Genomic DNA, 24,174 nt, shown 5'->3' on the forward strand with positions numbered 1-24,174 from the left:
TTATAGACGGATTGGCATCACCACGTACATTGCACTGTCGTCGTCTGCGTTTTCAATCAACGCACTGGCGTTGGCATCCGACATCGACACACGCACGTTGTCGCAACGCAGGGTATTAAGTACATCAAGCACGTAGCTTACGTTGAAGCCGATCTCGATAGCGTCACCTTCAAAGGTCACGTCGAGCATTTCTTCCGCTTCTTCTTGCTCTGGGTTGTTAGCAGTAATGCGCATTTCACTGCCCGCAAGATTTACACGAACACCACGGAATTTTTCGTTAGAAAGAATCGCGGCACGTGAGAAAGCCTGACGCAGTTCATCACAACCGGTTTCCAACGTTTTGTTGGTACTTTGTGGCAATACGCGGCGATAGTCAGGGAAACGACCATCAACAAGCTTAGAAGTGAAAATAAAGTTGTTCACTTCTGCACGCACATTTGAGCTACCGATTTGTAGTACAACAGGTTGCTCTGGTGCGTCCATCAGTTTAACCAACTCTTGTACACCTTTACGTGGCACGATGATTTGCTTCTGCGCAAAATCCGCACCGAGCTGAGTTTGAGATACCGCCATACGGTGACCGTCAGTAGCTACGCTGCGTAGCGTCGTACCATCGATTTCAAACAACATGCCGTTTAGGTAGTAACGAACGTCTTGGTTCGCCATTGAGAATTGCGTTTTTTCGATCAGCGTACGCAGATCAGACTGAGTCAGTGATACTTCCACTTCACTCTGCCAATCTTCGATGTTCGGGAAATCGTTCGCTGGAAGTGTTGCCAATGAGAAACGGCTACGGCCAGAACGAACTTGCACGCGATCGCCTTCTAGTACGAAGGTGATGATAGAGTCATCCGGCAGACCACGGCAGATATCAAGAAACTTACGAGAAGGAACGGTAATGCTGCCCGCTTCGAAATCCCCTTCTAGAGTCACTTTGCTCACCAATTCCACTTCCAAATCGGTCGCGGTCATGGATAACACGTTCTCTTCTACTTTAAGCAGTAGGTTACCCAGAATTGGTAGGGTTGGTCGGCCACCTAGTGCGCCCGAAACCTGTTGTAGCGGTTTGATTAAATGACTACGTTCAATGGTAAATTTCATGCTTGGCTCTTTACGCTGTCAGCTCAATTAATGATTTGCTTAGAATACTGTCATTCTAACCGATTACGAAGACAGGGTGCGAATCAAGTTAGAGTAATCTTCTTTAATATCGTGGCTCTCTTCACGCAGCTGCTCAATCTTGCGACATGCATGCAGTACCGTGGTGTGGTCACGACCACCAAACGCATCACCAATTTCTGGCAAGCTGTGATTGGTCAGCTCTTTTGCCAACGCCATCGCCAACTGACGAGGACGAGCAACCGAGCGAGAGCGACGTTTAGATAGTAGGTCAGCAACCTTAATCTTGTAATATTCAGCGACCGTCTTTTGAATGTTGTCGATCGTTACGAGCTTCTCTTGTAGAGCAAGCAGATCGCGCAGCGCTTCACGAACAAAATCAATCGTAATTGGACGACCAGTGAAGTTTGCGTTTGCGATTACGCGGTTCAGTGCACCTTCCAGTTCACGAACGTTAGAGCGTAGGCGCTTAGCAATAAAGAACGCCACTTCATCCGCTAAGTGGATTTGGTGGTCTTCAGCTTTCTTCATCAAGATCGCCACACGAGTTTCTAACTCAGGCGGCTCGATCGCGACGGTTAGACCCCAACCGAAACGTGATTTCAGACGATCTTCTACACCGCTGATCTCTTTTGGATAACGGTCAGATGTCAGGATGATCTGTTGGTTACCTTCTAATAGTGCATTGAAGGTATGGAAGAATTCTTCTTGTGAGCGCTCTTTATTAGCAAAGAACTGAATGTCATCGATAAGAAGCGCATCAACACTGCGGTAGTAGCGTTTGAATTCTTCAATCGCGTTGTTTTGCAGTGCTTTCACCATATCTTGCACAAAACGCTCAGAGTGCATGTACACCACTTTTGCGTTGGGATTGTTATCCACAATCGCGTTACCTACCGCGTGCAAAAGGTGGGTTTTACCCAAACCTGTACCACCGTATAAGAATAGTGGGTTATAGGCTGCGCCTGGGTTATCCGAAACTTGACGAGCAGCAGCAAGACCCAATTGGTTCGACTTACCTTCTACGAAGTTGTTGAACTTGTGTTTTGGGTTCACGTTTGAACGGTGGTTGATGTCAGCGATCGCTTGCGCGTCGTCATCCCACGTTTTATGCACAGGCTTACGTGCTTGCAGTTGAGCAGGCGCTGAAGATTCTGCAGCCACGTCTGCCGGCGTACGTGTCGGTGCCGCTTTTGGTGCTGCAACAGGGCGACTGCCCACTTCAAAGCGCAGGCTAGGTACGTCGTTACCGCAGTATTCTTGCAGTAAACGGTTGATGCTGTTCAGGTACTTGTCGCGAACCCAATCCAACACGAAGCGGTTAGGTGCGAACAGAGTGAGAGTATTGTCATTGAGCTCCGCTTGTAACGGACGAACCCACATGCTGAATTCTGTAGCTGGTAGCTCTTCTTGAAGCTGCTGCAAACATTGCAACCAAAGCGAAGATGACACGGTGCCCCCACTGAGTATTTGAATTATCGGAAAAGACTGGCAATTTTACCTGTTGATAACCAAGATCGCCAGCAATTGATCGACGATCCAGTGAATAAGATCTAAGTTATTCACAATATTTTCGCTCAACTTAGAGAGATCAACACATCTTGCCCCAAATTTGCCCACACAACGATCCACATTTGGGCAAAATAGGCCAGATCGAGCGATTGGTGATAACTCTGTGTATGAATTTCTGTTCACTGATATTTTTCGATCGTCATTTCCACTCTTTCCGATCGTTTTTTCATCATTTATCCCTATATCTTGGCTACTATCTATACCAAATAAGATCTTATTACTCTGAGGTCTAGGTTATTGCACTTGGTTATTTATTTAATTGAGCTAACTGACAGTAGTATTTCCAACCATAAAAGTATGGAGATGTATTATGAAAAACTGGATTAAGGTTGCCGTTGCAGCCATCGCTTTGTCTGCTGCGACCGTTCAAGCGGCTACTGAAGTAAAAGTAGGCATGTCTGGCCGCTACTTCCCATTCACCTTTGTGAAGCAAGATAAACTGCAAGGCTTTGAAGTGGATATGTGGGATGAGATCGGTAAACGTAACGATTACAAGATCGAATACGTCACAGCGAACTTTTCTGGTTTATTTGGCCTACTAGAAACGGGCCGTATTGATACCATCTCGAACCAGATCACCATGACAGATGCGCGTAAGGCGAAATACCTATTTGCTGACCCATACGTAGTAGACGGTGCGCAAATTACCGTGCGTAAAGGCAACGACAGCATCCAAGGTGTCGAAGATCTAGCAGGCAAAACCGTTGCAGTTAACCTAGGCTCTAACTTTGAGCAGTTGCTTCGCAGCTACGACAAAGACGGTAAGATCAACATCAAGACTTACGATACCGGTATTGAACACGATGTAGCTTTGGGTCGTGCTGATGCCTTCATCATGGACCGTTTGTCTGCTCTAGAACTGATTAAAAAGACAGGTCTACCGTTACAACTTGCGGGCGAACCATTTGAAACGATTCAAAACGCTTGGCCATTCGTTGATAACGAAAAAGGTCGTAAGTTACAGGCAGAAGTGAATAAAGCACTTGAAGAGATGCGTGCCGACGGAACAGTAGAGAAGATTTCAGTGAAATGGTTTGGTGCCGACATCACTAAGTAAAACTTCTCTTCTTTTAGGACGCAGAGCTTTATCTCGCGTCCTTTTTTAACTCAATGACAAGGTGGAACTTCGTATTCCACCTTTTCTTTTCTCAAGGTAAGTCGTATGGGATTTGATTTTAATTACATGCTGGAGCTGCTACCGATACTGCTCAAGTATCTTGGCACAACCATGGAAATGGCCACATGGGGATTGGTCTTTTCACTGATTCTAGCCGTTATTTTAGCGAACATTCGCGTATTTAAGCTGCCAGTTCTCGACCAATTGAGCCAACTTTACATCAGCTTCTTCCGTGGTACTCCGCTTTTGGTACAACTGTTTTTGCTCTACTACGGCTTACCGCAAATCTTCCCATTCATGGTGGGTATTGATGCCTTTTCCGCGGCAGTGATTGGCTTAACGCTCCACTTTGCCGCTTATATGGCAGAGAGTATTCGTGCCGCCATCATTGGTATCGATCGCAGTCAGATGGAAGCGAGCTTGTCAGTAGGGATGACAACACCTCAAGCAATGCGTCGGGTGATTTTGCCACAAGCAACGCGCGTCGCACTGCCTTCTCTTATGAACTATTTCATCGATATGATTAAGTCCACTTCCCTCGCCTTCACGCTTGGTGTGGCAGAAATCATGGCTAAAGCGCAAATGGAAGCTTCTTCAAGCTTCCGCTTCTTTGAAGCTTTCCTTGCTGTTGCTCTGATTTACTGGGGTGTGGTGGTGATTCTGACTCGAGTACAAATTTGGGCAGAGGCAAAATTGAATAAGGCGTACGTACGATGATCAAATTAGAAAATATCCACAAACGCTTTGGCGAAACAGAAGTCCTCAAAGGTATTGATCTCGATATCAAACAAGGTGAGATCATCGTTATTATTGGCTCAAGTGGTACGGGTAAATCGACCCTATTGCGCACCGTTAACTTCTTAGAGCAAGCGGATGAAGGTCGCATTACCATCGATGACATTTCGGTCGACACACAAAAACACACCAAAGCAGAAGTGCTTGCTCTACGTCGCCGTACTGGGTTTGTCTTTCAAAACTATGCCCTATTTGCTCATATGAACGCGCGTCAGAACATCGCTGAAGGCTTGATCACGGTACGCGGTTGGAAAAAAGAAGACGCTCTCAAGCGTGCTCAAGAAATTCTGGATGACATCGGTCTTGGCGATAAAGGAGAAAGTTATCCAGCGGCTCTGTCTGGTGGACAACAACAACGTGTGGGTATCGGCCGAGCGATGGCATTGCAACCGGAACTGCTGCTTTTTGATGAGCCAACGTCTGCGCTGGATCCGGAATGGGTCGGAGAAGTTCTCTCATTAATGAAGAAGTTAGCCAATCAACATCAGACTATGTTGGTGGTTACACACGAGATGCAATTTGCCAAAGAAGTGGCGGATAGAGTGATCTTTATGGCCGAAGGAAACATCGTTGAACAAGGTTCTCCACAAGATATCTTCGATAATCCACAAGATCTTCGTTTGAAAAAATTCCTTAACCAAGTGGGAATAGAGTAAAGATCAAGCATCAAGATCAATCGATCCTTGAGATTTTACTCACACTACGTATAATCGCCCGGCCGGAATTTCGTACTCATGAGTCATTGACACATTATGTGAGTGTGATTACAATTCCGCCTCTTTGTTGAGAGGCGTCGGTTGTTCTTCTTTAATAAAGAGCTTCTTTATATAAAGAAAGCAAAATGCCCACGCCGGGTTTAACAAGAACCTAAAACTACTGATCAGTAAAGGTAATTATCATGAAACGCACTTTTCAACCTACAGTTCTAAAGCGCAAGCGTACTCACGGCTTCCGTGCTCGCATGGCAACTAAGAACGGTCGTAAAGTTATCAACGCACGTCGTGCAAAAGGCCGTGCGCGCCTATCAAAATAATCGCTAGTTTATTTTGAACACGTACGCGTTTAATCGGGAGTTACGCTTGTTAACTCCCGAGCATTATCAAAACGTCTTCCAGCAAGCTCATCGAGCTGGCTCGCCTCATTTCACCATCATTGCTCGCAATAACAAACTTTCTCACCCACGATTAGGTTTAGCTGTTCCGAAAAAGCAAATCAAAACTGCTGTCGGTCGTAACCGTTTTAAGCGTTTGGCTCGTGAAAGCTTTCGTAACAATCAACATCAGCTTCCAAATAAAGATTTTGTTGTGATCGCGAAGAAAAGCGCGCAAGATTTAAGCAATGAGGAATTATTTAAGTTGTTTGATAAGCTATGGCATCGCCTGTCTCGCCCTTCACGTGGATAGCCATTGGGCTCGTTAATCTTTATCGCTGGTTTATCAGCCCTCTGATTGGTCCTCGCTGCCGGTTCACACCAACTTGTTCCACTTACGCGCTAGAAGCTTTGAGAGCTCACGGTTTTGTAAAAGGATGTTGGTTATCAGGCAAACGTCTATTAAAATGCCATCCTTTGAATGAAGGGGGGTATGACCCCGTTCCACCAGTCCAAAAACAAGACAGAGATAACTAACGATGGATTCTCAACGTAATATCCTGCTCATTGCTCTGGCACTGGTTTCTTTCTTGCTGTTCCAACAGTGGCAAGTCGCAAAGAACCCAGCACCTCAAGCAGTTGAACAGGCTCAATCAAGCAGTACTCTACCTGCACCATCTTTTGCTGACGAGCTAGACCCAGTTCCTGGTCAACAGCAAGCTTCTGCAAAAACTATCACAGTAACGACTGATGTTTTAACTCTGTCGATCGACACCGTTGGTGGCGATGTGGTACATGCCGACCTAAACAAATACTCTGCTGAACTTGATTCATCAGACCCATTCGTTCTGCTAAAAGACACTAAAGGTCACCAGTTCATCGCGCAAAGCGGTCTAGTGGGCCCTCAAGGTATCGACCTAAGCAGCACTAACCGTCCTCACTACAACGTGAGCGCAGACAGCTTTACTCTAGCTGACGGTCAAGACGAACTACGCGTTCCAATGACATTCACTGCGAACGGTATCGAATACATCAAGACTTACGTATTCAAACGTGGCAGCTACGCGCTAAACGTAGAATACGATGTCGTGAACAACTCTGGTAACAACGCGACATTTGGTATGTACGCTCACTTGCGTCAAAACCTAATGGACGCTGGTGGTAGCATCACAATGCCTACTTACCGCGGCGGTGCTTACTCAACAGAAGACGTTCGCTACAAGAAATACAGCTTTGAAGATATGCAGGATCGTAACCTGTCTATCAACCTAGCAGATGGACAAGGTTGGGCGGCAATGATCCAACACTACTTCGCTGCAGCTTGGATCCCACGCAACGAACCAGGTACTAACCTGTACACTCGCGTAATTGGTAACCTAGGTGATATCGGCGTACGTATGCCAAACAAAACTATCGCAACGGGCGACCAAGCGAAGTTTGAAGCAACACTATGGGTTGGTCCTAAGCTACAAAACGAAATGGCAGCAGTAGCAGAAAATCTAGACCTAGTAGTGGACTACGGCTGGCTATGGTTCATCGCTAAACCACTTCACTCACTGCTTGCTTTCATCCAAAGCTTCGTGGGTAACTGGGGTGTGGCTATCATCTGCTTGACCTTCATCGTTCGCGGTGCAATGTACCCACTAACGAAAGCGCAATACACGTCTATGGCGAAAATGCGTATGCTACAGCCTAAGCTGCAAGCAATGCGTGAGCGCATCGGTGATGACCGTCAGCGCATGAGCCAAGAGATGATGGAACTGTACAAGAAAGAGAAAGTGAACCCACTGGGTGGCTGTCTACCTCTTATCCTACAGATGCCTATCTTCATCGCACTATACTGGGCACTAATGGAGTCGGTTGAGCTACGTCACTCTCCATTCTTCGGTTGGATTCATGACCTTTCAGCGCAGGACCCTTACTACATCCTGCCTCTACTGATGGGTGCGTCAATGTTCCTAATCCAGAAGATGAGCCCAACAACAGTAACGGATCCAATGCAGCAGAAGATCATGACCTTTATGCCGGTTATGTTTACCTTCTTCTTCTTGTTCTTCCCATCAGGCCTAGTTCTATACTGGTTGGTGTCGAACATCGTTACGCTTATCCAGCAAACTTTGATTTACAAAGCACTGGAGAAAAAAGGCTTACACACTAAGTAACCTTGATAGAAAAGCATAAGAAAGGCGGCCAAAAGGTCGCCTTTTTGTTTTTGGCTGATTACAATTCAGCTAATTAATTGGTTCTGGCTCCCTAGGGGTGTAACCCTATAGCCCAGCTCAAAAGGCAAGATTATGACTACAGATACGATTGTCGCTCAGGCTACCGCACCCGGTCGTGGTGGTGTCGGCATTATTCGTGTTTCTGGCCCTAAGGCCAATCAAGTGGCGCTAGAAGTCACAGGTAAGACGCTAAAGCCTCGCTACGCAGAGTATCTGCCATTCCAAGCGGAAGACGGCACAGTGCTAGACCAAGGCATTGCCCTGTACTTCCCTAACCCACACTCGTTTACAGGCGAAGACGTACTTGAACTGCAAGGTCATGGTGGCCCTGTTGTAATGGATATGCTGATTAAGCGTATCTTGGGTATTGACGGTGTGCGTGCCGCTCGACCAGGAGAGTTCTCAGAACGCGCTTTCCTAAACGACAAGATGGACCTCACTCAAGCAGAAGCGATTGCCGACCTGATTGATGCCAGCTCAGAAGAAGCGGCAAAATCCGCACTACAATCACTGCAAGGTCAGTTCTCACAACGCATCCAAACGCTGGTGGAATCGCTGATCCACTTACGTATCTACGTGGAAGCGGCAATTGACTTCCCAGAAGAAGAAATCGACTTTTTGGCCGATGGTAAAGTATCTGGTGACCTACAAGCGATCATCGATAACCTCGATGCGGTACGTAAAGAAGCCAACCAAGGCGCGATCATGCGTGAAGGCATGAAAGTCGTGATTGCTGGCCGTCCTAATGCGGGTAAATCTAGCCTTCTGAATGCCCTATCTGGCAAAGAATCCGCTATCGTTACCGATATCGCCGGTACCACTCGTGATGTATTGCGTGAACACATCCATATCGATGGTATGCCTTTACACATCATCGATACCGCTGGTCTGCGTGATGCTTCTGATGAAGTAGAGAAAATCGGTATCGAGCGTGCATGGGATGAAATCGCCCAAGCAGACCGTGTTCTGTTTATGGTAGATGGCACCACAACCGACGCAACGGATCCAAAAGACATTTGGCCAGACTTCGTTGATCGCTTGCCAAACAGTATTGGCATGACGGTGATCCGTAACAAAGCGGATCAAACAGGTGAAGAAATGGGGATCTGCCATGTAAACGATCCGACTCTGATTCGCCTTTCTGCAAAAACAGGCGCAGGTGTGGATGCTTTGCGTACTCACTTAAAAGAGTGTATGGGCTTCTCAGGCAATACGGAAGGCGGCTTTATGGCTCGCCGTCGTCACCTAGATGCGCTAGAACGTGCTGCTCAACATCTTCAAATCGGCCAAGAACAGCTTGAAGGCTATATGGCTGGCGAAATCTTGGCAGAAGAGCTGCGCATTACTCAGCAGCACTTGAATGAGATTACCGGAGAGTTCAGCTCTGATGACCTCCTAGGCCGAATCTTCTCCTCATTCTGTATCGGTAAATAATCAAAACGCGCGGTGTTAAGCATAAGTTTAACACCGCGTTTCTTTTTGTACTGGCGCTAATAACACGTTGGCGTCAGTGAGGCTCAATAAAGGAAGACACATGATCCACATTATTACAGGCAGTACGTTAGGTGGCGCAGAATACGTTGGTGATCACCTAAGTGATCTACTCAATGAGAACGGTTTTGAAACAACGATCCACAACCAGCCGGAGTTGTCTGCGATCGAGAACCAAGGCACTTGGTTGGTAATAACTTCAACTCACGGCGCGGGTGAATACCCAGATAACATTCAGCCTTTCATTGCTGCATTACAAAACACACCGCCTAAGATGGCGGACGTAAAGTTTGCTGTGATAGCAATTGGTGACTCAAGTTACGATACGTTCTGTGCTGCAGGCCAACATGCTTACGACCTGTTAGAAGACATTGGCGCAACGCCAATCACAGACTGCTTGAAGATTGATGTACTTAGCCACGACGTACCTGAAGACGCCGCAGAAGTGTGGTTGAAGGAAAATCTGGCTCGCTTTTCTGCTTAATTCCTCTATCACAGAGTCGCATTGCGGCTCTGTTTCTCCCCATTGTGAATAACTCCCCTCAAAAAATCTTGTTCAACCGCTCAAAAAACACCCAAACCATCTGTGGATAAGTCAGGTAGGATTCAGTGATTTTCCTTTAGTTATCCAAAGAACAACTTAGATCCTTTTTTACCCCTGTGTATAACCCCGCATTTTGATCTCAGGAAATCCTCGATCTGATCAAGCCATGATCACAAGATATGATCCAAAGAAGATCCATGATCTTGTTGATCATTTTCTAGTTATCCACAGAAACGTGCGATCCTAATAATAGATCCAATAAAAGATCATATATATAGATCTTATATATATAGTCTTAGGGACTAAAATTTGAAAAGCGAGAAAACGATTCTCTCTCACACAGAAAAAAGGTAAAATACCGCTCTTTTTTATCTGTTCATTAAATCCTTTGAATACCTGAGGTCAGTTCATGCTTTATCACGAAAACTTTGACGTCATTGTTGTCGGTGGCGGACACGCAGGAACGGAAGCCGCGCTCGCATCTGCACGCACAGGACAAAAAACACTCCTCCTTACCCATAACATCGATACATTAGGCCAGATGTCTTGTAATCCGGCGATTGGTGGTATCGGTAAAGGTCACTTAGTAAAAGAAGTGGATGCTATGGGCGGTCTGATGGCTGAAGCCATTGACCATGCAGGTATTCAATTCCGAACACTGAACGCCTCTAAAGGTCCAGCGGTTCGAGCAACACGTGCTCAAGCTGACCGTGCATTGTACAAAGCGCACGTACGCAACGCGCTAGAAAACGCACCAAACTTAACTCTGTTCCAACAATCGGTTGATGATCTGATTGTGGACCAAGAGCGTGTGGTTGGCGTCGTAACGCAAATGGGCCTGAAATTCCACGCCAAAGCGGTGGTATTAACCGTAGGTACTTTCCTTGGCGGAAAGATCCATATCGGTATGGAAAGCTCTTCAGGTGGTCGCGCTGGGGATCCACCATCGATAGCACTGGCGGATCGACTACGTGAACTGCCATTCCGTGTCGATCGTTTGAAAACAGGTACACCACCACGTATCGATGCACGCAGCGTGGATTTCTCAGTGTTGGAAGCACAACACGGTGATAACCCAACACCTGTATTCTCATTCATGGGCAAACGTGAACATCAACCGCGTCAAATCCCATGTTTTATTACTCACACCAATGAGCAAACTCATGATGTGATCCGCAACAACCTTGATCGTAGCCCAATGTACGCAGGCGTGATCGAAGGTATTGGCCCGCGTTACTGTCCTTCTATCGAAGACAAAGTGATGCGCTTTGCGGACAAGAACAGTCACCAAATCTTCATTGAGCCAGAAGGCCTAACCACGCACGAGTTATACCCTAACGGTATTTCCACCAGCTTGCCGTTTGACGTGCAAGTGCAAATCGTTCGTTCAATGAAAGGTTTTGAGAACGCACACATCGTTCGTCCAGGTTACGCGATCGAGTACGATTTCTTCGACCCACGTGATTTGAAGCAAACCTACGAGACCAAGTTCATCAGTGGCCTGTTCTTTGCTGGTCAAATCAACGGTACGACTGGCTACGAAGAAGCTGCAGCACAAGGTTTGATGGCAGGCTTGAACGCAAGTTTGCACAGTCAAGACAAAGAAGGCTGGAGCCCACGTCGTGACCAAGCTTACATGGGCGTGTTAATCGATGATTTGTCGACCATGGGTACCAAAGAGCCGTACCGCATGTTCACTTCTCGTGCGGAATACCGTTTGTTGCTTCGTGAAGATAACGCCGATCTACGTTTGACGGAAAAAGCGCGTGAACTTGGTTTGATTGATGATGCTCGTTGGGCACGTTTCAACGAGAAAATCGAGAACATGGAAACCGAGCGCCAACGTCTAAAATCGACATGGATTAACCCGAATTCTGTGGGTATCGATGAGCTGAACAAGCTCTTGAAAACACCAATGGCTCGTGAAGCAAGTGGTGAAGATCTTTTGCGTCGCCCTGAGATCTCATACTCAGATCTCACTCAGCTTGATGCATTTGCACCAGCTCTGGAAGATCAGCAAGCGTCAGAGCAAGTTGAGATTCAAGTTAAGTACGATGGCTACATCAAGCGTCAGCAAGAAGAGATCGAAAAATCGCTGCGTCATGAGCACACTAAGCTCCCAGCAGACTTGGATTACAAAGACGTGAAAGGTCTGTCTAACGAAGTCGTTGCTAAGCTGACAGAAGCCAAACCAGAAAGCATTGGTATTGCTTCTCGTATCTCAGGTATAACGCCGGCAGCGATCTCTATTCTGCTTGTTCACCTGAAGAAGCACGGTTTGCTGAAGAAAGGCGAGGAAGAGTAATGAGTGCTTTACGTACCAGATTAGACGAGCTGATCGCACAAACTGATTTGGAAGTGTCTGAAAAACAACGCGAGCAGTTGGTCGGTTACGTCGAACTGCTCGACAAGTGGAACAAAGCTTACAACCTAACGTCGGTTCGTGACCCACTTGAGATGCTAGTGAAACATATCCTTGATAGCATCGTCGTTAGCACTCACTTACCAGGTGAGCGTTTTATCGATGTTGGCACAGGACCAGGTTTGCCAGGTATTCCATTGGCAATCATGAATCCAGAGAAAACCTTCTTCTTGCTCGATAGCCTTGGCAAACGCATCCGCTTTATCAAGCAAGTTGTGCACACGCTAGAGCTGAAAAATGTGACGGCAATTCAAAGTCGCGTCGAAGAATTCCAGCCAGAAGAAAAATTTGATGGCGTTTTGAGTCGAGCTTTTGCTTCAATGACGGACATGGTGGAATGGTGTCATCATCTGCCTAAACAAGATTCTGGGGTGTTCTTAGCTTTGAAAGGGCTTCACCCTAAAGATGAAATAGATCTGCTTCCTGAATGGTGTAGTGTGACAGAGATCATATCTTTAGCTGTTCCTGAGTTGGAAGGTGATCGTCATCTAGTAATCTTATCGCGCAAGGAAAATTAGCGAGGTAATCGTGGGTAAAATTGTAGCAATCGCCAACCAGAAAGGTGGGGTCGGCAAAACAACAACGTGCATTAACTTAGCAGCTTCGATGGCGGCAACAAAGCGCAAGGTTTTGGTGATCGATCTCGACCCTCAAGGCAACGCTACGATGGCCAGTGGCGTCGACAAATATATGGTCGACGCAACGGCGTATGATCTTCTGGTTGAAGATACCCCGTTTGATCAGGTGGTTTGTACCGAAACCACAGGGAAATACGATCTGATTGCAGCGAACGGAGACGTTACCGCTGCAGAAATCAAATTGATGGAAGTGTTCGCGCGTGAGGTGCGTCTGAAAAACGCCCTTGCGTCAGTTCGCGATAACTATGATTTCATCTTTATTGATTGTCCCCCTTCTCTAAACCTTCTTACAATCAATGCTATGGCCGCAGCCGACTCTGTGCTGGTGCCGATGCAATGTGAATACTTTGCGTTAGAAGGTTTAACTGCTCTTATGGATACAATCAGCAAGTTAGCGGCCGTGGTCAATGAGAACCTCAAAATCGAAGGTTTACTACGTACCATGTACGATCCACGTAACCGCCTGTCAAATGAAGTATCCGATCAACTTAAAAAACACTTTGGTAGTAAAGTTTACCGTACTGTGATCCCACGTAATGTGCGTTTGGCTGAAGCGCCGAGCCACGGTAAACCAGCCATGTACTATGACAAGTACTCTGCTGGCGCCAAAGCGTATCTTGCTTTAGCGGGCGAAATGCTCCGCCGCGAAGAAATCCCAGTTTAACTCTAACCTAAGGAATTCCTCCTATGTCTAAGCGTGGTCTAGGAAAAGGACTGGATGCGTTGTTGTCGACCAGTTCGTTAGCTCGTGAAAAACAGCACATTGCATCGCACAGCCAAGCATTGTCGGCTGACGGTGAACTGACGGATTTGGCGATTGGTCAATTGCAGCCGGGTGTTTACCAACCGCGCAAAGATATGGCGCCAGAAGCGCTGGAAGAGCTGGCAGCTTCGATTCAATCACAAGGCATCATTCAGCCGATCGTGGTTCGCCAAGTTGCGGGTGGTCAGTTTGAAATCATCGCTGGTGAACGCCGTTGGCGCGCTGCAAAACAGGCTGGTCTTAAACGTGTGCCTTGTTTAGTGAAAAAGGTCGAAGACCGTGCAGCGATAGCAATGGCACTGATCGAAAACATTCAACGTGAAGATTTGAATGTGATTGAAGAAGCGCAAGCGCTTGAGCGCCTGCAGGATGAATTCACGCTGACGCATCAGCAAGTGGCCGATGTGATTGGCAAATCAAGAACCACAGTAAGTAACCTATTACGTCTAAATCAGTTGGAAATTGATGTAAAGGGTCTGGTTGCAGATAAAAAATTAGAAATGGGTCATGCTCGAGCTCTGTTAGCGCTAGAGGGCGAACAGCAAGTCGAAGTGGCTCAACAGGTGGCTAAGAAGCAAATGACGGTTCGACAAACCGAACAGTTAGTAAAAAAGTGCTTAGCCCCACAAAATGAGCAAAAAGCTCAACAAGAAGATACCGAAGCGGAGCAAATGTCGCATAAATTGAGTCAACTGCTTGATGCCAAGGTTTCTTTGGTCCGTTCTGCAAACGGCAAAGCGAAAGTGACGATAAGTCTTGATGAGCCTCACAAATTGAATCAACTGATTGCCAAGCTAGAGGCCTAGATGAGATAATTGATTTAGGTCAATTAATCAAAATAATCGAATTTTGTGTGAAAGTTGTCGGATTGTAAACGAAACTGTAAGTTTTTAATGCAATATAATTGCATTCAATTGTTCTCACCGTATAATTTTCGCCAATTTCCCTGCACAGAGAGTTTAGTGCAAAGTGGATATTACTAGAGGTACGAATACATGGTAGCTGCGTTAGCTAGACCAGGACGAGAGCTCGCAAAGCAATTGTTAATGATCCAGTCTGGCGCGGTTATTTTTGTGGCTGCAGGAATGGCGATGGCCGTGAATCCTGAATGGGGAATTTCAGCGCTGGTTGGTGGGGGCATTTTTGTTGTTGCCAATGCTGTCTTTGCGCTATGTGCTTTTATGTTTAGTGGGGCTCGTGCTGCCAAGCGCATCGCGGCGTCCTTCTACACAGGTGAAGTTCTGAAAATCCTCATCACGGTTGTGTTGTTCTACGTAGCCTACATGTATATGCAGGTGGAACTTGTTCCCCTCAAACTAACCTATTTGCTGGTACTAGGTATTAATATCTGTGCACCAGTGCTATTCATTAACAACAAAAAATAGGATGAGTTATGGCTGCGCCAGGTGAAGCGCTAACATCGTCCGGTTACATTGCCCACCACTTATCAAACCTATCTTTAGCTAAGTTAGGCTTGGTAGCGGATGAAGCAAGTTTCTGGAACGTACATATCGATAGCCTGTTTTTTTCTTGGTTTACTGGTTTAATCTTCCTCGGAATTTTTTACAAAGTAGCAAAGAGAACAACAGCGGGTGTACCGGGTAAGCTTCAGTGTGCTGTAGAAATGATCGTTGAATTTGTCGCGGAAAACGTCAAAGACACGTTCCATGGACGCAACCCACTGATCGCGCCTTTAGCACTGACTATCTTTTGTTGGGTATTTTTGATGAACGTGATGGACTTAGTTCCGATCGACTTCTTACCGTACCCAGCAGAGCATTGGCTAGGTATCCCTTATCTTAAGGTTGTACCGTCGGCTGATGTGAATATCACCATGGCTATGGCTCTAGGCGTTTTCGCATTGATGATCTACTACAGCATCAAAGTGAAAGGTCTAGGTGGATTCGCAAAAGAACTTGCACTACATCCATTCAATCACCCACTGATGATTCCGTTTAACCTACTGATTGAAGTGGTATCGCTACTAGCGAAGCCTCTATCACTTGGTATGCGTCTATTCGGTAACATGTTCGCGGGTGAGGTTGTATTCATTCTTTGTGCGGCAATGCTACCATGGTACTTGCAATGGATGGGTTCACTACCGTGGGCAATCTTCCATATCTTGGTTATTACGATTCAAGCCTTCGTATTTATGATGTTGACAATTGTTTACCTGTCAATGGCACACGAAGATTCTGATCATTAATTTTTTAAGCTTTTTATTTGGGCACATAAGCCAACAACTATAAATTGGAGATAGTAATGGAAACTTTACTGAGCTTTTCTGCAATCGCCGTAGGTATTATCGTCGGTCTTGCTTCTCTTGGTACAGCGATTGGTTTCGCACTACTAGGTGGTAAATTCCTAGAAGGTGCAGCACGTCAACCAGAAATGGCTCCTATGCTACAAGTTAAGATGTTCATCATCGCAGGTCTACTTGATGCGGTTCCAATGATCGGTATCGTAATCGCGCTACTATTCACATTCGCAAACCCATTCGTTGGTCAACTAGGTTAATCACCTTTAACTCGGGACGAGCTCAGGCTTGTCACTGATTAACACTAAGTCCAAATAGAGGGGTAGCTGTTGTGAACATAAATGCAACTCTGCTAGGTCAAGCAATCTCGTTCGCACTATTTGTGTGGTTCTGCATGAAGTATGTATGGCCACCGTTGATGCAAGCGATCGAAGAGCGTCAGAAGAAAATTGCTGATGGTCTTCAAGCAGCGGAACGTGCTGCAAAAGACTTGGATCTAGCACAAGCCAACGCTTCTGATCAGTTGAAAGAAGCGAAGCGCACAGCAACTGAGATCATCGATCAAGCGAACAAGCGTAAGTCTCAAATTATTGACGAAGCTCGCGAGGAAGCTCAGGCAGAACGCCAGAAAATCCTAGCGCAAGCAGAAGCAGAACTTGAAGCTGAACGCAATCGTGCACGCGATGAGCTGCGCAAACAAGTTGCTACTCTGGCTGTAGCTGGTGCTGAGAAAATCCTTGAGCGTTCTATCGATAAAGACGCTCAGAAAGATATTCTCGACAACATTACTGCAAAACTTTAAGTCTGGGGGCGCATATGTCTGATATGACTACAATCGCACGCCCTTATGCTAAAGCAGCTTTTGACTTTGCTGTAGACAAAGACCAATTGGACCAATGGGGCCAAATGTTGTCTTTTGCTACTGAAGTTACCAAAAACGAACAAATGAATGAACTTCTAAAGGGTTCTGTCTCTGCTGACAAATTGGCGGAGATTTTTGTTGCAGTTTGCGGTGAACAAGTTGATGCACACGGTCAAAACCTGATTAAGGTTATGGCTGAGAATGGTCGTTTAACGGCCCTTCCAGATGTTTGTGAGCAATTCTTCTTATTGAAGAAAGAACATGAGAAAGAAATCGATGTTGAAGTTATTTCAGCAAGCGAACTTTCTGATGAACAGCTAGCAAACATTGGCAGCAAACTTGAAGTGCGTCTTGAACGCAAAGTGAAGCTGAATTGCAGCGTAGATGAGACCCTACTTGGTGGGGTTATTATTCGAGCCGGAGACCTAGTCATCGATAACTCAGCGCGAGGTCGTTTGAACCGCCTGAGCGATGCATTGCAGTCTTAATGGGGATTGGAGCATGCAACTTAATTCCACGGAAATTAGCGATCTAATCAAACAGCGTATCGAATCTTTCGACGTTGTTAGTGAAGCTCGCAACGAGGGTACTATCGTATCGGTGAGCGATGGTATCATCCGCATCCACGGCCTAGCGGACGTGATGCAAGGTGAAATGATTGAATTACCGGGTGGCCGTTATGCACTAGCACTTAACCTTGAGCGTGACTCGGTTGGTGCGGTAGTAATGGGCCCATATGCTAACCTTAAGGAAGGCATGAAAGTTACAGGTACTGGCCGCATTCTTGAAGTGCCAGTTGGTCCAGAACTTCTAGGTCGCGTAGTGAACACACTAGGTGAGCCTATTGATGGTAAAGGTCCAATCGAAGCTAAATTGACTTCGCCTGTAGAAGTAATCGCACCAGGTGTAATCGCCCGTAAATCGGTAGACCAACCTGTGCAAACTGGCTACAAATCAGTTGACTCAATGATCCCAATCGGTCGTGGTCAGCGTGAGCTTGTAATCGGTGACCGTCAAACTGGTAAAACAGCAATGGCGATCGATGCGATTATCAACCAGAAAGACTCTGGTATTTTCTCAATCTACGTAGCAATCGGTCAGAAAGCATCGACAATCGCTAACGTAGTTCGCAAACTAGAAGAGCACGGCGCGCTAGCTAACACTATCGTTGTTGTTGCATCTGCTTCTGAATCTGCAGCGTTACAATACCTGGCGCCATACGCAGGTTGTGCGATGGGTGAATACTTCCGCGATCGCGGTGAAGACGCACTGATTGTTTACGATGATCTATCTAAGCAAGCGGTAGCTTACCGCCAGATCTCTCTACTACTAAAACGTCCACCAGGCCGTGAGGCATTCCCAGGTGACGTATTCTACTTACACTCGCGTCTACTAGAGCGTGCAGCTCGTGTAAACGAAGAGTATGTAGAGCGTTTCACTAACGGTGAAGTGAAAGGTAAGACTGGTTCTTTGACTGCTCTTCCTATCATCGAAACTCAAGCAGGTGACGTTTCAGCATTCGTACCGACTAACGTAATCTCGATTACCGATGGTCAGATCTTCCTACAAACTGAGCTATTCAACGCGGGTGTACGCCCAGCCGTTGACCCAGGTATCTCAGTATCTCGTGTAGGTGGTTCAGCTCAGACGAAAATCATCAAGAAGCTATCTGGCGGTATCCGTACTGCACTAGCTCAGTACCGTGAACTAGCGGCATTTGCACAGTTCTCGTCTGACCTTGATGAAGCGACGAAGAAACAGCTAGACCACGGTCAAAAAGTTACAGAACTAATGAAGCAGAAGCAGTACGCTCCAATGTCTGTATTTGACCAAGCACTAGTAATCTTCGCGGCAGAGCGCGGCTATTTAGCAGATGTTGAATTAAACAAACTGCTAGATTTCGAAGCGGCTCTACTATCGTACGCTCGCGGTCAATACGCTGAATTTGCAGCTGAGATCGACAAGACGGGTGCATACAACGATGAAGTTGAAGCTCAGTTGAAGAAACTGACTGACGACTTCGTAGCAACCCAAACTTGGTAATTAGGTCGGTGGCAGTTTCTGCCACCAACTAACGGAGAGTAACGATGGCCGGCGCAAAAGAGATACGTAATAAAATCGGTAGTGTTAAAAGCACGCAGAAAATTACGAAAGCGATGGAAATGGTAGCAGCTTCAAAAATGCGTCGTTCTCAAGACGCAATGGAAGCTTCTCGTCCATACGCTGAAACAATGCGTAAAGTGATCGGTCATGTGGCTAACGCAAACCTAGAGTACCGTCATCCGTACCTAGATGAGCGTGAAGCTAAACGTGTTGGTTACATCATCGTTTCGACAGACCGTGGTCTGTGTGGTGGTTTGAACATTAACGTGTTCAAGAAAGCCGTTACAGACATGCAATCATGGAAAGAGAAAGGTGCTGAAGTTGAGCTAGCTGTAATTGGCTCAAAAGCAACAGCTTTCTTTAGAAATGGTGGCGCAAAAGTTGCGGCACAGGTTTCTGGTCTGGGTGATAACCCAAGCCTAGAAGACCTAATCGGTTCTGTTGGCGTAATGCTTAAGAAATACGATGAAGGTGAACTGGACCGTCTATACGTAGTGTTCAACAAATTTGTGAACACTATGGTTCAGCAACCAACGATCGATCAATTGCTACCTTTGCCTAAATCGGACAGCGAAGAGATGCAGCGTGAGCACTCATGGGACTACATCTATGAGCCTGAGCCAAAACCTCTATTGGACACACTTCTAGTGCGTTACGTAGAGTCTCAGGTATACCAAGGTGTAGTAGAGAACCTTGCTTGTGAGCAAGCGGCTCGAATGATTGCGATGAAGGCTGCAACGGATAACGCAACCAACTTGATTGAAGATTTAGAACTTGTGTACAACAAAGCCCGTCAGGCTGCGATCACACAAGAACTATCAGAAATCGTTGGTGGTGCATCTGCGGTTTAAGCTTAGGTAAAACGAAATAGTTTAGAGGATTAACGATGGCTACAGGTAAGATCGTACAGATCATCGGTGCGGTAGTCGACGTAGAGTTCCCACAGAGCGAAGTACCAAGTGTATATGACGCTCTAAACGTTACGGACTCAAAAGAGCGTCTTGTTCTTGAAGTTCAACAACAGCTAGGCGGTGGCGTAGTTCGTTGTATCGTAATGGGTAGCTCTGATGGTTTACGTCGTGGCGTTGAAGTGGTTAACACTGGCGCTCCAATTTCAGTACCAGTAGGTACTAAAACTCTAGGTCGTATCATGAACGTCCTAGGTGACGCGATTGATGAGCGTGGTGAGATCGGTGCAGAAGAGGTTTACTCTATCCACCGTGAAGCACCAAGCTACGAAGAGCAATCAAACGAAACAGCACTTCTAGAAACTGGTGTTAAAGTAATCGACTTGGTTTGTCCATTCGCTAAGGGTGGTAAAATCGGTCTATTCGGTGGTGCAGGTGTAGGTAAGACCGTTAACATGATGGAGCTTATCAACAACATCGCACTTCAACACTCAGGTCTATCAGTATTTGCTGGTGTTGGTGAACGTACTCGTGAAGGTAACGATTTCTACTACGAGATGCAGGAAGCGGGCGTTGTAAACGTTGAGAATCCTGAAGAATCTAAAGTAGCGATGGTTTACGGTCAGATGAACGAGCCACCAGGCAACCGTCTACGTGTTGCACTGACTGGTCTAACAATGGCAGAACGTTTCCGTGACGAAGGTCGTGACGTACTTCTGTTCGTTGATAACATCTACCGTTACACGCTTGCAGGTACTGAGGTATCAGCACTTCTAGGTCGTATGCCTTCTGCGGTAGGTTACCAGCCAACTCTTGCAGAAGAGATGGGTGTACTACAGGAGCGTATCACGTCAACTAAGCAAGGTTCTATCACGTCTGTACAGGCGGTATACGTACCTGCGGATGACTTGACTGACCCGTCTCCAGCAACAACATTCGCGCACTTGGATGCAACGGTTGTACTTAACCGTAACATCGCAGCTATGGGTCTATACCCAGCGATCGACCCACTAGATTCGACTTCTCGTCAGCTAGACCCACTAGTAGTTGGTCAAGAGCACTACGACACAGCTCGTGGCGTTCAGCAGACACTTCAGCGCTACAAAGAGCTGAAAGATATCATCGCGATTCTAGGTATGGACGAGCTATCTGAAGAAGATAAGCAAGTTGTATCTCGTGCACGTAAGATTGAGCGTTTCCTAACTCAGCCTTACCACGTAGCGGAAGTATTTACAGGTGACCCAGGCGTTTACGTACCTCTTAAAGAGACACTACGTGGCTTCAAAGGTCTACTAGCTGGTGAATACGATGACATTCCAGAGCAAGCGTTCATGTACTGCGGTACGATTGACGATGCTATCGAGAATGCGAAGAAGCTATAAGGCTAACTAGGAGGCGATATGGCACCAATAACCTTTCACCTAGACGTAGTAAGCGCTGAGAAACGTATTTTCTCTGGTCGTGTAGAAACGTTTCAGGTGACCGGTAGCGAAGGTGAACTGGGTATTTTCCACGGTCACACTCCGCTGCTGTCCGCTATTAAGCCTGGTATGGTGCGTATTGTGAAACAGCACGGCCACGAAGAGTTCATTTATGTCTCTGGTGGTATGGTCGAAGTTCAGCCTGGTACTGCTACAGTACTGGCTGATACTGCGATTCGTGGTGAAGATCTAGACGCAGCGAAGGCAGAAGAAGCCAAGCGCCGCGCTGAGGAGCAAATCCAGAATCAGCATGGTGACATGGACTTCGCACAAGCGGCCAGTGAACTGGCTAAAGCCATTGCTCAGCTACGAGTTATCGAGCTGACCAAAAAGCGTCGCTAAGCTCAATTAGCAACGTTGCATGAAAAAAGGCGGCCATTTGGTCGCCTTTTTGATTAATTTTAGTTGGAAATTTACATCCTGCCATTAACTATTCCTTCCAAGCTGTTTAAAATAACGCCCAATTAAAATAGAACGTCAACAGGTTATCAATGAAATTCAGTGCTGTGATTCTTGCTGCGGGTAAAGGTACCCGTATGTACTCGAACATGCCTAAAGTGCTTCACACTTTGGCAGGGAAGCCAATGGCAAAACATGTTATCTATACATGTACAGGTCTTGGCGCACAAAACATCCACCTAGTATATGGTCACGGTGGTGATCAAATGCAGCAGACGCTTGCTGAAGAGCCAGTTAATTGGGTACTGCAAGCGGAACAATTAGGTACTGGTCACGCGGTTGATCAAGCGTCTCCAAAGTTTGAAGACGATGAAAAAGTACTGGTGCTTTACGGTGATGTTCCACTGATTTCAGCTGAAACAATTGAAAACCTATTAGATGCACAGCCAACAGGCGGTATTGCACTACTCACAGTAATGCTGGATAACCCAATGGGCTACGGTCGTATCATTCGTAAAAACGGTCCTGTAGTGGCGATCGTTGAGCAAAAAGACGCGACAGAAGAGCAGAAGCTCATCAAAGAATGTAATACTGGTGTGCTGGTGGCGACAGGTGGTGACCTGAAACGCTGGCTTGCTGGTCTAAACAACGAAAACGCACAAGGCGAATACTACCTAACAGACGTTATCGCAGCAGCACACGATGAAGGTCGCGCGGTTGAGGCGGTGCACCCAGTAAACGCGATTGAAGTAGAAGGCGTTAACGACCGTGCTCAACTGGCTCGTCTTGAGCGTGCATTCCAATCAATGCAAGCACAGAAGCTATTAGAGCAAGGCGTAATGCTGCGTGATCCAGCACGTTTCGACCTACGCGGTGAACTGCAATGCGGTATGGATTGCGAAATCGATGCAAACGTGGTCATCGAAGGCAAAGTATCACTGGGCGATAACGTTGTCATCGGCGCTGGCTGTGTACTGAAAGACTGTGAAATCGACGATAACACAGTTGTGCGTCCATACAGTGTAATTGAAGGTGCAACTGTTGGTGAAGAATGTACAGTTGGTCCATTCACACGCCTGCGTCCTGGCGCAGAGATGCGTAACGACTCTCACGTGGGTAACTTCGTTGAAGTGAAAAACGCGTGTATCGGTGAAGGCTCTAAAGCAAACCACCTGACTTACCTGGGTGATGCAGAGATCGGTCAACGTACTAACATTGGTGCAGGTACTATCACTTGTAACTACGACGGTGCGAACAAGTTCAAGACCGTTATCGGTAACGACGTTTTTGTTGGTTCAGATAGCCAGCTTGTTGCGCCAGTGACGATTGCTGATGGTGCAACGATTGGTGCCGGCACGACATTGACCAAAGATGTTGCGGAAGGTGAGCTTGTGATCACTCGCGTGAAAGAGCGCAAAATCACTGGTTGGCAACGCCCAGTGAAACAAAAGTAAGCCTCAACTGCTTTCTTTAACCGAAATAAACAAAGCCCTCATCATGAGCGGCTTTGTTGTATCTAGTGGTGTGAAAGGACAGTTTAGAGGCTTGGTATCGCGATGCGCTTCTCTAACCAATGCACCGCTTGGGAGACCAAAAGAATCAGCACTAAATACTCTAAGACGAGAAACGTATAGATCTCTAGTGGTAAGTACTCATTCACCACCAATTCATTAGCTCGTCTCGTTAAGTCACTTAAACCAATCACGCTGACCAACGAACTCATCTTGAGGATATAAACGAATTGATTACCCAGTGGCGGTAATATTTGGCGAAATGCTTGGGGAAGAATTACCAATCGCATTTTTTGCCAGTAGTTTAGCCCAAGCGACTCTGCTGCTTCATGTTGTCCGCGGCTGATGGCTTGGATTCCTCCTCTAAACACTTCCGCCATAAAGGCACTTTCGGCAATGGTTAATGCGATCACACCTGCCCAAAAATGATTCAGGGAAACATCAAGCAGTGTCGGCATGCCGTAATACACCCACAGCAACAATACCAAAACTGGAATAGAGCGGATCACTTCCACGTAAACACGGTTGATCCACTTAAGTGCTGGAGAGTCTGACAGAGCGGGAAGGGCAACGATCAATCCGATGGTCATCGCAAACAGCATACTGAGTAGCGACACTTGGATCGTGTCATTAAAGCCTGCGACCAGAAACTTTATGTTTGTCAGGCCTTGCTCGGTTGATGGATCAAGAACATACCAACCCCATTGATAATCGGAGCAACCAGTGAGAAGCAGCAACGAAATCAGCCATAGATGTCTATAGTTCACATTTACTCCCTGAACTGACTAAAAAACTTCCTTTGTTACTGCTATGTTATCAATGAAGTTGCATTAATAGTTAATAATTAAAGGGAATATCTCCCATCATCATTCTTTTAAGG

The 24,174-nt window shown here is 46.5% G+C and carries 26 protein-coding genes; 23 read left to right on the plus strand and 3 right to left on the minus strand.

Features of this window, described 5'->3' with window-relative positions:
* Window positions 1-1,101, minus strand: coding sequence for a DNA polymerase III subunit beta (gene dnaN / locus KIV40_RS11685; protein WP_012126666.1), 1,101 nt, complete (start codon window positions 1,099-1,101; stop codon window positions 1-3).
* Window positions 1,102-1,164: 63 nt separating this feature from the next.
* On the minus strand, window positions 1,165-2,571 hold the full coding sequence (dnaA, locus tag KIV40_RS11690; protein WP_285349338.1) for a chromosomal replication initiator protein DnaA: 1,407 nt from the start codon (window positions 2,569-2,571) through the stop codon (window positions 1,165-1,167).
* Between the two features lie 430 nt (window positions 2,572-3,001).
* On the opposite strand from dnaA, the gene KIV40_RS11695 reads away from it, so the two are divergent.
* The 23 genes from KIV40_RS11695 (at window position 3,002) to glmU (ending at window position 23,237) form a co-directional block, all read left to right on the plus strand.
* Window positions 3,002-3,748 (plus strand): amino acid ABC transporter substrate-binding protein, encoded by a 747-nt coding sequence (locus tag KIV40_RS11695; protein ID WP_228175606.1) that lies wholly within the window; start codon window positions 3,002-3,004, stop codon window positions 3,746-3,748.
* A gap of 105 nt (window positions 3,749-3,853) precedes the next feature.
* The gene (locus KIV40_RS11700; RefSeq protein WP_005440833.1) at window positions 3,854-4,525 is read left to right on the plus strand and encodes an amino acid ABC transporter permease; all 672 of its coding nucleotides are present in this window, start codon (window positions 3,854-3,856) and stop codon (window positions 4,523-4,525) included.
* Window positions 4,522-5,259, plus strand: a complete 738-nt coding sequence (locus tag KIV40_RS11705) for an amino acid ABC transporter ATP-binding protein (RefSeq protein ID WP_005532849.1) — start codon at window positions 4,522-4,524, stop codon at window positions 5,257-5,259. The genes KIV40_RS11700 and KIV40_RS11705 overlap by 4 nt, the downstream gene beginning before the upstream one ends.
* Window positions 5,260-5,501: 242 nt before the next feature.
* On the plus strand, window positions 5,502-5,636 hold the full coding sequence (rpmH, locus tag KIV40_RS11710; RefSeq protein ID WP_005378825.1) for a 50S ribosomal protein L34: 135 nt from the start codon (window positions 5,502-5,504) through the stop codon (window positions 5,634-5,636).
* Window positions 5,637-5,682: 46 nt separating this feature from the next.
* On the plus strand, window positions 5,683-6,006 hold the full coding sequence (rnpA, locus tag KIV40_RS11715; RefSeq protein WP_009699098.1) for a ribonuclease P protein component: 324 nt from the start codon (window positions 5,683-5,685) through the stop codon (window positions 6,004-6,006).
* Window positions 5,973-6,230 (plus strand): membrane protein insertion efficiency factor YidD, encoded by a 258-nt coding sequence (gene yidD, locus KIV40_RS11720; protein WP_005451046.1) that lies wholly within the window; start codon window positions 5,973-5,975, stop codon window positions 6,228-6,230. The genes rnpA and yidD overlap by 34 nt, the downstream gene beginning before the upstream one ends.
* A gap of 2 nt (window positions 6,231-6,232) precedes the next feature.
* Window positions 6,233-7,855 (plus strand): membrane protein insertase YidC, encoded by a 1,623-nt coding sequence (yidC, locus tag KIV40_RS11725; RefSeq protein ID WP_285349340.1) that lies wholly within the window; start codon window positions 6,233-6,235, stop codon window positions 7,853-7,855.
* 132 nt (window positions 7,856-7,987) lie between these two features.
* Window positions 7,988-9,349: a tRNA uridine-5-carboxymethylaminomethyl(34) synthesis GTPase MnmE gene (gene mnmE, locus KIV40_RS11730; RefSeq protein ID WP_010648467.1), complete on the plus strand. Its 1,362-nt coding sequence runs from the start codon at window positions 7,988-7,990 to the stop codon at window positions 9,347-9,349.
* A 100-nt stretch (window positions 9,350-9,449) separates the two neighbouring features.
* The gene (gene mioC / locus KIV40_RS11735) at window positions 9,450-9,890 is read left to right on the plus strand and encodes an FMN-binding protein MioC (RefSeq protein ID WP_005424936.1); all 441 of its coding nucleotides are present in this window, start codon (window positions 9,450-9,452) and stop codon (window positions 9,888-9,890) included.
* Between the two features lie 469 nt (window positions 9,891-10,359).
* Window positions 10,360-12,255, plus strand: coding sequence for a tRNA uridine-5-carboxymethylaminomethyl(34) synthesis enzyme MnmG (mnmG, locus tag KIV40_RS11740; protein WP_285349344.1), 1,896 nt, complete (start codon window positions 10,360-10,362; stop codon window positions 12,253-12,255).
* A complete protein-coding gene (rsmG, locus tag KIV40_RS11745) occupies window positions 12,255-12,890 on the plus strand; it encodes a 16S rRNA (guanine(527)-N(7))-methyltransferase RsmG (RefSeq protein WP_285349345.1) in 636 nt (211 codons plus the stop codon). The genes mnmG and rsmG overlap by 1 nt, the downstream gene beginning before the upstream one ends.
* A 10-nt stretch (window positions 12,891-12,900) precedes the next feature.
* Window positions 12,901-13,674: a ParA family protein gene (locus tag KIV40_RS11750; RefSeq protein WP_005440815.1), complete on the plus strand. Its 774-nt coding sequence runs from the start codon at window positions 12,901-12,903 to the stop codon at window positions 13,672-13,674.
* Window positions 13,675-13,697: 23 nt separating this feature from the next.
* A complete protein-coding gene (locus tag KIV40_RS11755) occupies window positions 13,698-14,579 on the plus strand; it encodes a ParB/RepB/Spo0J family partition protein (RefSeq protein WP_012126658.1) in 882 nt (293 codons plus the stop codon).
* A gap of 189 nt (window positions 14,580-14,768) precedes the next feature.
* On the plus strand, window positions 14,769-15,158 hold the full coding sequence (locus KIV40_RS11760) for a F0F1 ATP synthase subunit I (protein ID WP_005532841.1): 390 nt from the start codon (window positions 14,769-14,771) through the stop codon (window positions 15,156-15,158).
* A gap of 8 nt (window positions 15,159-15,166) precedes the next feature.
* A complete protein-coding gene (gene atpB / locus KIV40_RS11765) occupies window positions 15,167-15,979 on the plus strand; it encodes a F0F1 ATP synthase subunit A (RefSeq protein ID WP_005429781.1) in 813 nt (270 codons plus the stop codon).
* A 56-nt stretch (window positions 15,980-16,035) separates the two neighbouring features.
* The gene (gene atpE / locus KIV40_RS11770) at window positions 16,036-16,290 is read left to right on the plus strand and encodes a F0F1 ATP synthase subunit C (protein ID WP_002540812.1); all 255 of its coding nucleotides are present in this window, start codon (window positions 16,036-16,038) and stop codon (window positions 16,288-16,290) included.
* Between the two features lie 71 nt (window positions 16,291-16,361).
* Complete coding sequence (gene atpF, locus KIV40_RS11775) at window positions 16,362-16,832, plus strand: F0F1 ATP synthase subunit B (protein WP_005429802.1); 471 nt, start codon at window positions 16,362-16,364, stop codon at window positions 16,830-16,832.
* Between the two features lie 14 nt (window positions 16,833-16,846).
* The gene (atpH, locus tag KIV40_RS11780; RefSeq protein WP_012126656.1) at window positions 16,847-17,380 is read left to right on the plus strand and encodes a F0F1 ATP synthase subunit delta; all 534 of its coding nucleotides are present in this window, start codon (window positions 16,847-16,849) and stop codon (window positions 17,378-17,380) included.
* A 13-nt stretch (window positions 17,381-17,393) separates the two neighbouring features.
* Window positions 17,394-18,935, plus strand: a complete 1,542-nt coding sequence (atpA, locus tag KIV40_RS11785; protein ID WP_021017935.1) for a F0F1 ATP synthase subunit alpha — start codon at window positions 17,394-17,396, stop codon at window positions 18,933-18,935.
* Between the two features lie 44 nt (window positions 18,936-18,979).
* Window positions 18,980-19,846: a F0F1 ATP synthase subunit gamma gene (atpG, locus tag KIV40_RS11790; RefSeq protein ID WP_012126654.1), complete on the plus strand. Its 867-nt coding sequence runs from the start codon at window positions 18,980-18,982 to the stop codon at window positions 19,844-19,846.
* Between the two features lie 35 nt (window positions 19,847-19,881).
* Window positions 19,882-21,285, plus strand: coding sequence for a F0F1 ATP synthase subunit beta (gene atpD, locus KIV40_RS11795; protein ID WP_045371918.1), 1,404 nt, complete (start codon window positions 19,882-19,884; stop codon window positions 21,283-21,285).
* A gap of 18 nt (window positions 21,286-21,303) precedes the next feature.
* Window positions 21,304-21,726: a F0F1 ATP synthase subunit epsilon gene (locus tag KIV40_RS11800; protein WP_005429758.1), complete on the plus strand. Its 423-nt coding sequence runs from the start codon at window positions 21,304-21,306 to the stop codon at window positions 21,724-21,726.
* Between the two features lie 149 nt (window positions 21,727-21,875).
* Window positions 21,876-23,237 carry a bifunctional UDP-N-acetylglucosamine diphosphorylase/glucosamine-1-phosphate N-acetyltransferase GlmU gene (glmU, locus tag KIV40_RS11805; RefSeq protein ID WP_285349351.1) on the plus strand — a complete coding sequence of 454 codons (1,362 nt, stop codon included), beginning with the start codon at window positions 21,876-21,878 and terminating at the stop codon, window positions 23,235-23,237.
* A gap of 83 nt (window positions 23,238-23,320) precedes the next feature.
* On the opposite strand, the gene KIV40_RS11810 is transcribed toward glmU, so the two are convergent.
* Window positions 23,321-24,061 (minus strand): amino acid ABC transporter permease, encoded by a 741-nt coding sequence (locus tag KIV40_RS11810; RefSeq protein WP_285349352.1) that lies wholly within the window; start codon window positions 24,059-24,061, stop codon window positions 23,321-23,323.
* Window positions 24,062-24,174: the final 113 nt, after the last annotated feature.

This window comes from Vibrio sp. D173a (genome assembly GCF_030248475.1).